Source organism: Herpetosiphonaceae bacterium, from assembly GCA_036374795.1.
Classification (GTDB): domain Bacteria; phylum Chloroflexota; class Chloroflexia; order Chloroflexales; family Kallotenuaceae; genus LB3-1.
The window spans coordinates 56516-69911 of sequence record DASUTC010000155.1 but is presented as its reverse complement, the minus strand read 5'-3'; the positions used below and the strand labels follow the sequence as shown (position 1 = coordinate 69911).

11 protein-coding genes are annotated in these 13396 nt (G+C 63.7%); 5 read left to right on the top strand and 6 right to left on the bottom strand.

Going from position 1 to position 13396, the window contains the following annotated elements:
* Together VFZ66_10820 and VFZ66_10815 are read left to right on the top strand one after the other, a co-directional pair.
* Positions 1–725 (top strand): ATP-binding cassette domain-containing protein (locus tag VFZ66_10820; protein HEX6289675.1); only part of this gene is annotated, 725 nt, incomplete at its 5' end.
* A 97-nt stretch (positions 726–822) separates the two neighbouring features.
* Positions 823–1293: a DoxX family protein gene (locus VFZ66_10815; GenBank protein HEX6289674.1), complete on the top strand. Its 471-nt coding sequence runs from the start codon at positions 823–825 to the stop codon at positions 1291–1293.
* A 237-nt stretch (positions 1294–1530) separates the two neighbouring features.
* On the opposite strand, the gene VFZ66_10810 is transcribed toward VFZ66_10815, so the two are convergent.
* Positions 1531–1770, bottom strand: coding sequence for a PspC domain-containing protein (locus VFZ66_10810; protein HEX6289673.1), 240 nt, complete (start codon positions 1768–1770; stop codon positions 1531–1533).
* 412 nt (positions 1771–2182) lie between these two features.
* On the opposite strand from VFZ66_10810, the gene VFZ66_10805 reads away from it, so the two are divergent.
* Positions 2183–3499, top strand: a complete 1317-nt coding sequence (locus tag VFZ66_10805) for a hypothetical protein (protein ID HEX6289672.1) — start codon at positions 2183–2185, stop codon at positions 3497–3499.
* Between the two features lie 157 nt (positions 3500–3656).
* On the opposite strand, the gene VFZ66_10800 is transcribed toward VFZ66_10805, so the two are convergent.
* The 5 genes from VFZ66_10800 to glgA all read right to left on the bottom strand — a co-directional run bounded on the left by VFZ66_10800 (position 3657) and on the right by glgA (position 11078).
* Positions 3657–5471, bottom strand: a complete 1815-nt coding sequence (locus tag VFZ66_10800) for a M14 family zinc carboxypeptidase (protein HEX6289671.1) — start codon at positions 5469–5471, stop codon at positions 3657–3659.
* 97 nt (positions 5472–5568) lie between these two features.
* Positions 5569–6858, bottom strand: a complete 1290-nt coding sequence (locus VFZ66_10795) for a M14 family metallopeptidase (protein ID HEX6289670.1) — start codon at positions 6856–6858, stop codon at positions 5569–5571.
* Positions 6859–7328: 470 nt separating this feature from the next.
* The gene (locus VFZ66_10790) at positions 7329–8606 is read right to left on the bottom strand and encodes a glucose-1-phosphate adenylyltransferase (protein ID HEX6289669.1); all 1278 of its coding nucleotides are present in this window, start codon (positions 8604–8606) and stop codon (positions 7329–7331) included.
* Positions 8607–8666: 60 nt separating this feature from the next.
* Positions 8667–9653, bottom strand: coding sequence for a galactose-1-phosphate uridylyltransferase (galT, locus tag VFZ66_10785; protein ID HEX6289668.1), 987 nt, complete (start codon positions 9651–9653; stop codon positions 8667–8669).
* Between the two features lie 180 nt (positions 9654–9833).
* Positions 9834–11078, bottom strand: coding sequence for a glycogen synthase (glgA, locus tag VFZ66_10780; protein ID HEX6289667.1), 1245 nt, complete (start codon positions 11076–11078; stop codon positions 9834–9836).
* Positions 11079–11327: 249 nt separating this feature from the next.
* Here glgA and VFZ66_10775 point away from each other — a divergent pair, with 249 nt between their 5' ends.
* The gene (locus tag VFZ66_10775; protein HEX6289666.1) at positions 11328–12059 is read left to right on the top strand and encodes a hypothetical protein; all 732 of its coding nucleotides are present in this window, start codon (positions 11328–11330) and stop codon (positions 12057–12059) included.
* A 321-nt stretch (positions 12060–12380) separates the two neighbouring features.
* Complete coding sequence (locus VFZ66_10770) at positions 12381–13355, top strand: carbohydrate kinase (GenBank protein ID HEX6289665.1); 975 nt, start codon at positions 12381–12383, stop codon at positions 13353–13355.
* Positions 13356–13396 lie beyond the last annotated feature (41 nt).

Below are 13396 nucleotides of genomic sequence, written 5' to 3'. Positions count from 1 at the left end.
GCGAGCGCGTGGCACTGATCGGGCAGAACGGCGCGGGCAAGACAACGCTGGCGCGGCAGCTCAACGGGCTGCTCCAGCCCACCTCCGGCGCGGTGACGATCGGCGACTGGGACACGCGCACACATACCGTCGCGCAGCTTGCCCGCCACGTTGGATATGTCTTCCAGTATCCCGAACATCAGATCTTCAAGCGCAGCGTCCGCGATGAGATCGCGGTCGGGCCGCGCAACCTGGGCTTTGATGCTGAGCATCTGGCGGCGGCGGTCGACGCCGCGCTGCATGTCACCGGCCTTACGGAGATGGCCGAGCGTCATCCGCACGATCTGATGCCCGCGCTGCGGAAGCGAGTTGCGCTGGCCTCGGTGCTGGCGATGGAAACGCCGATCGTGGTGCTGGACGAGCCGACGACCGGGCAGGATGTGCTTGGGCTGCGGCTGATCGGCGAGATCGTGGAGCAGCTCGGCGCGGCGGGCCGCACGGTGATCATGATCAGCCATGATATTGATTTCTGCGCCGCGCATTGCCAGCGGCTGATCGTGCTGAGCGAGGGTCGCGTGCTGCTGGACGGCCCGCCGGAGATCGTCTTTGCGCGTCCCGACCTGCTGGCGCAGAGCGCGGTCGAGCCGCCGCAGCTTGCGCGGCTGGCCGAGCGGCTGGGGCTGCCGCTGGTCTGGCGAAGCGAGCCGCTGCTGGATGCGCTGGCCGAGCGGCAATCACACGGCTGATGCGCGACCGGGCGATGAGATTCGGTGAGCATGATTCGTACGTAGATCCAGGCAAGACAATCACGGCCAGCGTGGCAGATTGTAAAAGGAGGCTTCTATGTTACGCCGTCTTGCTGCGTACGAGTCCGTGGCTCCGCTCCTGCTGCGGATCGCCATCGGTCTAACCTTCTTCCTGGCAGGTCTGAGCAAAGTGATGGGCGGCACCGATCGGGTTGCCGGTTTCTTCGGCAGCCTGGGCATCCCGCTGCCGTCGCTGATGGGGCCGTTCATCGCCTACCTTGAGCTGCTCGGCGGGCTGGCGTTGATCGTCGGCGTGCTGACTCGTCTCTTCGGCCTGCTGTTTGTCGCCAATATGGTGGTCGCGCTGCTGCTGGTAGCTGCTCCCAAAGCGTTTGCAGGCCCGAATCTGGCCGTTGGATTCAACGATATGCGGGTGGAGTGGCTGCTGCTGCTGGGATCGGCGGCGCTGGCGCTGCTCAGTCCCGGCCTCTTCTCGGTAGACGCCGCGCTGCTCGGCGATCGACCGGAGCCGCTGGTCGAGCAGCCGCGTCCAGCCCGGCAGCTATGAGGATCGAAGGGAACAAGCGGACAAGGACGTGCAGCCTTTGTTCGCCTGTTTTTTTGGTTCGCGGCCTCAAGCCCCCGGCCTGATGGCTCAGCGGGAACGCAACGCGGAGAGATAGGGGTGCATCTCTCCGCGTTACTGCATCGGGCGGTTAGGGTTTGACTGCCCGATGATCTCCTTCTCAGCGCGCGCCATCGCCCAGACGACCGGCCTGTCGGCACGCGCACGCCGCGCATGGAGCTATCGAACATCATAGACTCGCGCGTGATGCGCTGCGGGCGCGACCGGGATGACGATCGCGAGGATCGCATAGATGATCGGCGCGAACGGCCCGGAGGCGGCCAGCAAGCCGAGCGCAAGCAGGACGCGCACCAGCGTCGGGTCGACGTTGAAGTATTCGGCAATCCCGCCTGCCACGCCCGCGAAGACGATATTGGTGTGCGAGCGATACAGACGACGGGTTTCAGTTGGCGTAATCATCGCACTGCTCCTTCCTGCCTGCGATGAAGATATGGCATGGCGTAAACGCTCTCTGTGCCAGTGAATCGAGTCTACCCCAGTCTGCCGCCGTCTGGTGGAAAGAAGCACATACCGCCGGTGAAGATGCCGTCACCGCTGCCCACGACAGGAGCGCCGCTGCCTGTTGCGATCTTGCTACCCTGTGTCGTCAAGTCTTTTTGCTACGGCTGGATAATCGCGGTAGGCTGAGGATCTGAAGTTCCGCAGCCGTGGACGAGCTACGGCCTGCGTACAACTCCTGCGAGTATGAGGCGCTGGGGAAGCGGCTCACGCTGTCGGCGTGCGCTGATCGTATGAGCCACGACATGCCTACATCGATCACGCCGTGCGGGCGACGACCGCGCCTTGAAGTCCCCGGTGCCGGGAGGTTCCTATGCGCTTCCTAGGTACAAGCAAGCTGCGACGGCTGGTGCTGCTGCTGGGCGTCGTCGCTGCGATGGTGCTGCTGGGCGCTACGCCCGCGCTGGCTGCCGAGCGGCGCTCAGGCGATCAGGTAGTGATCGGCAGCGAGCAGGTGATAGCCGACGATCTCTATGTGACCGCCGGTGTCGTACGGATTGACGGCACGATCGAGGGCGATCTGATCGCGGCGGCCTCGCAGATCACGATCAACGGCACCGTCGAAGGCGATGTGCTGGCGGTCGCTCAGGCGATCGTGATCAACGGAACGGTAGGCGACGATCTGCGGGTCGGCGGCGCCGTCGTGCAGTTCGGGCCGAACGCTCAGCTCGCCGACGATGCTCTGGCGGGCGCTGCGAGCATCGAGCAGCAGGCGGGCGGCACGATCGGCGGCGATGCGTATCTGTTTGGCAGCCAGGCGCTGCTGGCCGGCACAACGCACGGCAGCCTGGAGGGCGGATTCGCGGCGCTTGAGCTGCGCGGCACGATCGACCGCGATGTTAACGTGGCGGTCGGTTCGAGCGACGGCACCATGATGGTCGCGCCCTTCACGCCGGGCGTGGGCGTCGCCACGCCTGCGGTGCGGTCGGGCCTGACCGTGGACGAATCTGCGCGGATCGGCGGCAAGCTGAATTACACCGCGACGGACGAGTTCCGCATTCCGGCAGCGCAGGTCGGCGAGGGCATTGAGTTTACGCCCGTCGCGCAGACCCAGCCAGCGCCTTACGCCTGGCTGATCGATCCGATCCGGCGCTACGTGACGCTGTTTGTGATCGGCCTGCTCCTGCTGTGGATCGTGCCTAACTGGGTCGGGCGGCTGGCAACCACCGTCCGCGCGCGACCGATGGCAAGCCTCGGCTGGGGGACGCTCAGCTTTGTCGGCGCGATTGCGCTGATGCTCCTGATTCCGCTCAGCGTGATCCTGCTGATGGTGCTCTTCGGCTACCTGACACTCGGCGGGCTGGCCGGGATCACCTTCGTGCTCGGCACGGCAGCCTTCAGCGCGCTGCTCACGAGCTTCGCGGTGCTGGTCAGCTACATCGTGCAGATCGTCGTGGGGCTGATGATCGGGCGCTGGCTGCTTGGCGCGATCAGCCCACAGTGGGCGGAAAGCCGCGTCGGGTCGCTGGCGCTGGGCCTTGCGCTGTACGTGATCCTGCGCGCGGTGCCCTACCTGGGCGTGCTCGTCGCGCTGATCGTGACTCTGCTGGGCCTTGGAGCGGTCTGGCAGTGGGTTCGTGTCCGGCTGTCGCGCGGCGCTCCCACGGTCGCGCCTATGCCGGTCGCATAGCCATAGGGGTTATGTGAGCACGTCTTCCGTGCTCCGAGCGTCGTGGATTTTGGAATAGGCGACGCGAGTGGTTTTTCTCCGCTCGCGTCGCCTGTTTGCAGCACTACGCACCCTGGTTGGCCGTGGTGCAATGATGCTATACGCTGCGATGATCCGCCTACCGCACGCTCACATCGTCGACGAAGAAGGCCGTCGGCAGCGAGGTGTCGTTGGTGGCCGTGAACTGCACGCGCAGCGATTGACCGGCGTAGCTCGCCAGGCTGAGGCTATCCTGCCGCCAGACACCCGCGCCGCTGGCGTTGCTCCAGGTGCGCAGTGTCGCCACGAGCGTGCCGCTGCTGTTGTACAGGCGCACGCGCAGGTAGTCGTAGGCGGTGGTGCCGGACTCCTGGGTGCTCATGTACCACCAGTAGGTCAGCGTGCCGTTGGTCGGGATCGTCACGGTCTGGTAGATCGAGTCGGTGCCGTTGTTGTAGTCGGCCAGGTACGCGCTGTACGAGCCGGTGTGCGGGCGGGTGGTGTCGACCAGCTGGTAGCCGCCGCTGGAAGACTGGACCCACGGGCTGGTGCCGCTCTCGAAGCCGCCGTTGACGATCCTCTCGCCGCCCGGATCAGGCGTCGGCGTTGGCGTCGGGTTGGTCGGCGGCGTTGTCGGCGTTGGCGTCGGGGTGCCGCTGCAATACTGCGCCTGCTTGCCGATCACCGCGTACGGACAATCCGACTTCTCAAGCAGGTAGAGCACCGCCTCGCGGTTGCGGCTGGTCTGCGGGCCGATGTACTCATCCGGCGGGTAGAAGCCCGGGCTGGAGCCTCTCGGATACAACTCGAAGGTGTAGGCGAAGATCTTATGCACGCCATACATCCAGTCATCCGAGGTGCCGTCGGCGATATACAGGTCGCTGGCCTGCTGCGGCGTGTAGTTGTTGGTCGCCGCCATGGCCTGGCCCATCGTCCTGAAGACGTTCTCGTCGTCCGCAGTCATATCGGCGGGCACGTTGGTGTAGGTGTAGCCGTAGGGCCACAGGATCAGCTCGCTGTAGGTGTGGAAGCTGATCGAGGTCTTGATCTGCTGCCTGCCGCCGATCACGCGGCTATTGATGAAGTCGCGCAATCGGGCCGTCTCCGGCGCGGAGAAGGCCGACGGGCCGCGATAGGTGTCGCTGGACGTGCTGCCGCTGGAGCCGCCGCAGCAGCCCCACTTGTAGCTGTAGTTGCGGTTGAGGTCGGTGCCGACGTAGGACGAGCCGCTGTTGGGCTGCCGGTTCTTGCGCCAGCTATGATACGTATCGTTGAGCACATCGTACTCGCCGCCGTCGGGATTGAGGTTGAAGACGATGTAGATCTCGCGCGTGTTGACGATATTGGTGACGCGCGAGTCGACGCCGTACTTGCTGGTCAGCTCATTCATGATGTAGAGCGCCATCTCGACGGTCAGGTGCTCGCGGGCATGGTGCAGGCCGACGAAGAGCACCTCCGGCTCGCTCTCGTCCGTCGCCACGTTATCGCTGATCTTCATCGTCCAGAGGTCGCGGTTCTCGTAGGACTTGCCGATGCTGAAGCGGCTGGTGATGCTCGGATACCTGCTGGCGACCGAGGCGATCTCGTTGCTCATCTCGGTGTAGTTATGGTAGGCCGAGTCGGCGGGCGGGAAGTCCTGAATCGCCGCCAGCTCCTCCGGGTTGTAGCCGCGCGCTTTGAGGCGGTTGACCTCGCGCGGCGTGGCGATGACCTCGACCTCGTTGTCGTCGATGTGCTCGATCGCCGCGCCGGTGCGGGCGATCTCCGTGCGCTGCTCCTTGGTGGAGACGCCATGGATAACGTAGGTGCGGGCGTCGTCGCGCTCGTTCTTGGGGGCGCGCTCGGCTTCAATATCGGCGGGACGACCAAGGACGATTGCGGGTAGGGCGAGGGCCAGCAACGTGACCAGTGTCAAAAGCGTTGCCAGGGAACGGTGCCGACGAAAGATGCTCATACGTGATCTTGCTCCTCGTGCTGTGCGGTTGTGTGGACGATGGCTCCGAAAGGGCGTAGTGCAACACGCCCCTTCGGATGTGGACGATCAAACCTCTTTAAACGCAGGTCTTGCCAATCGTCGAGTAGTAGCAGTTAGCCTTTTCCATGAAGTACAGCACGGCCTCGCGGTTGCGGCTGGTCTGCGGGCCGATGTACTCATCCGGCGGGTAGAAGCCCGGGCTGGAAGTCCTGGGATACATCTCGAACGTAAAGGCAAAGATCTTGTGCGCGCCGTACAGCCAGTCATCCGAGTTGCCGTCGGCAATATACAGATCGCTGGCCTGCTGCGGCGTGTAGTTGTTGGTCGCGGCCATGGCGCGGCCTACCGTGGAGAAGACGTTGTAATCGTCGACCGTCATATCGGCGGGCACATTGGTGTAGGTGTAGCCATAGGGCCACAGGATCAGCTCGCTGTAGGTGTGGAAGCTGATCGAGCCTCGAATCTGCTGCCTGCCGTTGATCACACGGCTGTTAACGAAGTCGCGCAATCGGGCGGTTTCCGGCGCGGAGAAGGCCGACGGGCCGCGATAGGTGTCGCTGGATGGGCTGCCGCTGGAGCCGCCGCAGCAGCCCCACTTGTAGCTGTAGTTGCGGTTGAGGTCGGTGCCGACGTAGGACGAGCCGCTGTTGGGCTGCCGGTTCTTGCGCCAGCTATGGTAGTAGTCGTTGAGCACATCGTACTCGCCGCCGTCGGGATTGAGGTTGAAGACGATGTAGATCTCGCGCGTGTTGACGATATTGGTGATGCGCGAGTCGACGCCGTACTTCTTCGCCAGCTCGTTCATGATGTAGAGCGTCATCTCGACGGTCAGGTGCTCGCGGGCATGGTGCAGGCCGATGAAGAGCACCTCCGGCTCGCTCTCGTCCACCCCGACGTTATCGCTGATCTTGACGGCCCAGAGGTCGCGGTTCTGATACGACTTGCCGATGCTGAAGCGTCTGACGATGCTGGGGTAGGCGCTGGCAACGGCAGCGATCTCGTTGCTCATCTCGGTGTAGTTATGGTAGGCCGAGTCGGCGGGCGGGAAGTCCTGAATCGCCGCCAGTTCCTCCGGGTTGTAGCCACGAGCGCGGATCTGCCGAATCTCGTGCGGCGTGGCGATCACTTCGAGCTCATCGTCGGCGATGTGCTCGATCGCCGCGCCGGTGCGGGCGATCTCGGTGCGCTGCTCCCTGGTGAAGGAGCCATGGATAACGTAGGTGCGGGCGTCGTCGCGCTCGCGCGTGGGGCTGTGCTCCGCTTCAATATCGGCGGGACGACCAAGGACGCTGGCGGGCACGCTGAGGACCAGCATGACCAGCGCCAGGAGCGTTGCCATACGCTGGGGCTTGGGCATGAGCTTCATAAACTTTGGATGCTCCTCACTGCTGTGATCGGGTGTTTGCATTGCCTGCACGAAGTTGCGAGCCAACGACGCTACGCTGGCCGGGATAGGGCGAGTTTGGGCCGCGAGGATCGACAGTCGAATATGCGCGTCTTGGCGGACGTGCAAGAGACGCGTCTCGCCAACGACCTGGCTCACCTCCTTTGTTACCGACGACGATCTGGCACTGTAAGCAACGTATCAAGCTGTAGTATGACCGTAACGTATGGATGGGCGAGGCGTCTCGAACAAGGATTTCGAGCGGCTTCGCTACGTCCCATCCAAAAGAGGGGTGCGCTTCATCCTACTACAGAAGCGATCAACTTGTCAAGAAAATGTTAAGATACAATTTGTTGTATCGGTATGCGCTACAACGGCTCTGGGGAACAACAAAACCCCTCTCCGTTGCGGCAGGAGAGGGGTGCTGAGCGAAGTGAAGCGGTGAGGGCCTGCTACGCGCCTCGCGCCAGTCCGCGCGAGACGGTCGCGCCGCTGGCAACCTCAAGCTGCTCGAAGTCGGCGGGCATGATATCGGCGTCGATGCGGCAGTTGCGCCCGATGATCGCGCCGGGCGCGACGTGCGCGCGCTTGCCGACGATCGTGATGCCGGTATTGATGTTCTTGGGCTCGCGCTGGTTGGGCGTATTGTCGTCGCCGGTGCCGACCTGCGCGCGCTCGCCGACGACGATCTCTTTGTCCAGCACGCAGCGATCGACCACCGCGCCCGCGCGGATCGTCGTGTCGCTCATGATCACCGAGTCGCGAATCACCGCGCCGCGCTCGACGAAGACGCCGGGCGACAGCACGCTGTTGATCACGCTGCCGTTGATCACACAGCCGTTGGAGAGCAGGCTATTCTGCACATCGCTGTGCGGCCCGAACTTGACCGGCGGCCTGCCCTCGGAGCGGGTGCGAATCACCCACTCGCTGTCGTAGAGATCAAGCTCGGTTTCCGGTTGCAGCAGCGCCAGGTTGGTTTCCCAGTACGCCTCGATCGTCCCGACGTCGACCCAGTAGCCCTCGAATGGGTAGGCGAAGACGTTGTCGTTTTCGACCATCTTGGGGATAATGCTTTTGCCGAAGTCATGGGCCGAGCTGGCATCCTGCGCGTCTTCTTCGAGCCGACGCAGCATAAAATCGGTGTTGAAGACGTAGATGCCCATCGAGGCCAGCGTGCTCTCGGACTGTTGCGGCTTTTCGGCAAATTTGGTGATGCGGTAGTCGGCATCGACGCTCATGATCCCGAAGCGATGCACCTCGTCGGGACGAACATGCATCACCGCGACAGTCAGATCCGCGCCTTTCGCGCGATGGTAGCGCAGCAGATCGCGATAATCCTGCTTGTAGATATGATCGCCGGAGAGCACCAGCGTGATGTCGCTGCCGTCCTCGGCGATAAACGTCCGATTTTGATAGAGCGCGTCGGACGTGCCGCGATACCAATCCTGATCGCTGCGTCCGCGATACGGCTGCCAGATCTGCACGCCGTCGGGACGGCGGCGATCGAGATCCCAGGGCTCGCCCATGCCGATATGCTGCATCAGCGAGTGGGGCCGGTACTGCGTCAGGACTGCGACGCGGTACAGATCGGAGTTGACCGCGTTGGAGAGCGCAAAGTCGATGATGCGGTATTTGCCGCCGAAGGGCACCGCAGGCTTGGCGCGCTTCTCGCCGAGGATGCTAAGGCGGCTGCCCTCGCCGCCCGCCAGGATCAAGGTCAACACATTCATAGCCCCTCCCCATGTTTCGAGTTTCGAGTTTCAGGTTCTTTGAGCGGTGAGCTCCGAACGTTAATCTTTGAGAAACGCGGCATCGGCCTCCGGTAGCGATGGATTAATGCGCATGCCCGATCCGATCTCGAAACCGGCGCGCGTCACGAGGCGCGGGCGAATGCGCACATACCAGTGCGATTGTGGCTCATTCGTGGTGCGCGTCGAGGTATTGATGATGTAGTTGTAGTCGGGATCGTTCAGCTTCGTGCGCAGCCGCGACAGCATCGTATACAGCGCCAGGCTCAGATCGGCGCGCTCCACATCCGAGATCTGCCCGAAGTCGGCCTGATGACGCCTGGGCATGATCCAGGTTTCAAAGGGCACCTCGGCGGCAAACGGGATAAAGGCGACAAACGAGCGATTTTCTAGCACGATCCGCTGGCAATCGCTCAGCTCGAACGCCAGCATATCGCAGTACACGCAGCGGCCCCACTCATCGAAGTAGCGCTCGGCCTCTTCTTCGCGCCAGCGGATATGGCGCGGGATCATGCCGGTGGCGATCACCTGGGAGTGAGGATGGCTCAGCGACGCTCCGGCACGCGGCCCGTGATTGCGAAAGAGCAGGATCAGCACATTCTGCGGGTCCTGGCGCAGGTCCAGGTAGCGCTCATAGTAGGTCGCGACGATCGTCGTGATGTGCTCCAGCGGCATCGTCGCGATGTCGTGATCGTGGCGCGGGCTCTCGACGATGACCTCATGCTGCCCGTAGCCCCGCATCGCCACATTGATCCCCCGGCTGTAGCGCGTGATCGTGCCCTGCGGCGTGAGCGCCGGGTATTTATTGGGCACAACGCGCGTCTGCCAGCCGTCGGCGGCGCGCTGCTCCTTAAGGACGGTCGGCAGCATTTGCTCGTTGCCGGGACAGAACGGGCAGCGCGGATCGTAGGGCGGCGCGGGCTGGCGATCGTCGCGGCGCTGCTGAAAGTCGTGCGGACGCTTGCCCCGCGCGGGCGCGAAGATTACCCACTCCTTGGTTGCCTTGTTTTGCCGGATCTCACCGCTCATCGGCACCTTGTTTCGCGTTTCAAGTTTCGAGCTTCGAGTGCAGGCCGTCACCCCGCCCCCGGCCCCAGGCTCAGGTGGGCTTCCGCCTGCGCGGCCTTCGGCACAGGAGCGGGGGAGTCATCGGTTCTCGCCCTGTTGTTCCCCTATTCTCTTGTTCCCTTGTTCCTGTGCTCTTCCGCCCTATCCCCCGGCCTGTCGGTCCAGCGTCCTCGTCTCGACCAGCGAGCGGTAGAGATCGAGCGTCTGGTGGGCGATAGCCGTCCAACTGAAATGCTGCTCCACACGCCTGCGCCCGTTGCGGCCCATCGTCGTGCGCAGATCGGCATCCAGCGCCACCTGATTGATCGCCGTGGCGAGGCCGTGCGAGAACGCCGCCGGATCGATCGGATCGAACGTGCCCGGCTTGAGCTGAAGATCGACCAGCAGGCCCGTCTCGCCGGGAACCACCACCTCAGGGATGCCGCCGATCGCCGAGGCGACAACCGCCGTGTCGCAGGCCATCGCCTCAAGGTTGATGATGCCGAACGGCTCGTACACCGACGGGCAGCAGAAGACCGCCGCATGCGAGTAGAACTGGATCACATCCTCGCGCGGCAGCATCTCGCGAATCCAGATCACATTGCTGCGATCGGCGCTGACCTCGGCGACGCGCTGCTCCATCTCCTGGCCGATCTCCGGCGTATCGGGCGCTCCCGCGCAGAGCACCACTTGCAGCGATGGATCGATCTGCGGGATGGCGTTGACCAGATGGATGATCCCTTTCTGGCGGGTGATCCTGCCCACAAACAGCACAAAGGGCCGCTCAGGGTCCACGCCGCGCTGCACCAGCGCCTCGGCGCTCGGATTGTAGCGATACTGCGCGAGGTCGATGCCGTTGTGGATCACATGCACCTTCTCAGGCGGGATCGAAAAAAAGCGCAGCACATCATTGCGCGTCTCCTGCGAGACGGCGATCACCGCGTCGGCGCCCTCGATGCCGGTCTGCTCCATCCAGCTACTCATGAAGTAGCCGTTGCCGAGCTGCTCCACCTTCCAGGGCCGCAGCGGCTCCAGCGAGTGGATCGTCAGCACCAGCGGCACGCCCCAGAGCTTCTTTGCCAGAAACCCGGCCATGTCGGTGTACCACGTATGGCAGTGGATCACATCGGCGTCGAGCTGATCTTTTGCCATCGCCAGGCTGCGCGAGAAGGCGTCGAGCGCGCCGACAAAGCGCTTGTCGGTGTTGCGCTTGACCTCATCCCATCCCTGATAGCCTTTGACGCGCAGGTTGCCCTCATCGAGATCCTGCGCGCCGAAGCAGCGAACCTCCACCGGAACGATGCGCGCCAGCTCGCGGGAGAGATATTCGACATGCACGCCCGCGCCACCGTACACATTGGGCGGATACTCATTCGTGCAAAACGTGACTTTACGTACATCTGCCACGAAGAATCCTCCTTTTCGGTGCTACCCCCAACCAGCACCATATTAGCAGCATTCCCCTAATCTGGCGACATGCAACCGCCCGAAAGGGAGCGATGGCGTCGTGTGTGAATCCTTCTCCACGCGCAGTTACAATCTCTTTTCGCGCGGCATCCGCGCTGCGGCATAAGCTGAATCAAACTCAGCAATCCCTGGCCGGTCCGCGTCCCTGGATGGCGCGCGGATGGTTTCGGCTGATCGAAGGAGGAGATCATGACCGCAACACACGTCATGTCGGCAACAACCTTTCTGGATCGGTATCAGCACGGAGAGTACCTCGAAGTCTGGGATGAGCTACAGGGCTACGGCCCGCACGTCCGCCACGAGCCGCTCTGGACGGATGCGATTGGCGTCGCGGCGGTGACGATGCAGCGGGTAAAGAACAACCTGGATCGGCTGGTCGAGCATCTGACGGCGATGGGCTACCAGTTCAAGCATCCCCAGGCGATCCTGCTGCCGCCATCGCCGGATGTGCATGATAAGCTGGCCTATCTTGAGCATCATGTCGGCGCATTGCCGCTGTCACTGCGCGCCTGGTATCAGGTCGTCGGCTCGGTCGATCTCAATGGCGCGTTTCCCGACTGGGACGCTCGGCAGTATCCCGATGCGCTGGTCGTCGATCCAATCGAGCGCGCCGTCCGCGATTACCACGAGTGGAAGGAGTCGTGCAAGGCGTATAGCAAGCAAGAGATGGGGCCGTACTGCCTGCCCGTCGCGCCCGATGCCTTCTACAAGGCTCACGGCGACGGAGATACCGCGACGTATGCGATCCGCCTGCCAAGCCCGACGATGGATGCGCTGCTGGGCGACGAGCCGCATCACATGACGTTCGTCAACTATCTGCGCACCTGCTTCAAGTGGGGCGGCTTCCCCGGCTTCGAGTATGTCTCCAACCCGCCGCTTCATGAGATCACCGCGCTGACGAAAGATCTCACGCCGTTCTAGCGCGCAAGCTCAGCCCTGCTCAAGCGCTCCGTACACGATGTGTGGGGCAATGTGATCTACGAGGTGAGCACCATCGCCGCTCTGGACAACGGCGCGAAACGCTCCGGCGGCTGGACGTGTGGCCCTCACCCCGGCTCTGCCGCGCCGCCCCTCTCCCATTGTGCTAGGAGCGGGGCAGTCTATGCTCACGCGCTTCTTCCCCTCGCCTATACCGCATACCAGGCGGAGGGGGTCCCGCGATTCTTGGCGCTTGTCTCTCCCTTGGATTCGACGGTTCGTGGATGATCGGGGATACTAGGAGCGTAGCATGGAGACGAGCACATGCAGCACCTAATCACCAGTATGGGTGAAATCTTGATCGACTTTCTGCCGATCGAGGCGGATGACCGGACCGTCGGGTTTCGGATGCATCCGGGCGGCGCGCCGATGAATGTCGCGGTCGGGATCGCGCGCCTGGGACAGCCAGCCGCGTTTGCCAGCAAGCTGTCGTCGGATATGTTCGGGCGCTTCCTGCGCGGATTCGTCGAGCAGCAGGGCGTCGATCCGCGCTTTCTGCTGGAGTCGTCGGCGCAGAGCACGCTTGCCTTCGTGACGATGACCGACTCCGAGCCTGAGTATAATTTTTACACGACGGGAACCGCCGATACGCTGATGACCGCCGACGAGCTGCCTGAGGCGCTCTTTAGCGACACGCGCATCCTGCACTACGGCTCGATCAGCCTGCTGCGCGGCACGACGCCCGCAGCCGTGCTGACGACCGCCGAGCAGCTCAAGGGGCGTGCGCTGCTCTCGTGCGATCCCAACCTGCGACCGGGGCTGATCCACGATGAGCAGGCGTATCGCGCGACGCTCGATCGGGCGCTGGCGCTGGCCGACATCATCAAGATTAGCGCGGCGGATCTGGCCTGGTTCGCGCCCAATCAGCCCATCGAGCAGGCCGCCGCCGCTCTGCTGGCGCGCGGCGCGGCGCTGGTCGTCGTGACGCGCGGCGGAGCGGGTGTGCTTGCGCTGCGCTCCGAGGGCGGCGCGGCGCGCACCACGACGCTGCCCGCCTTCGATGTGCGCGTCGTCGATACCGTGGGCGCTGGCGACTCGTTCAGCAGCGGCCTGCTGGCAAGCCTGGCCGAGCGCGGCGTCGTTTCGCGGTCGGCGCTCGAAGCGCTGCCGCAGGCTGAGCTGGTGGCCTGCCTGCGCTATGCGACCGCCGTGTCGGCGCTGACCTGCACGCGCGCCGGAGCCGATCCGCCGGTGCGCGCCGCCGTAGAGCAGTTTCTCGCGCAGCACGATGCTGCATGATCACCGATACCTGGCGGAGATTGAGCCAAGAGTGCCTGATG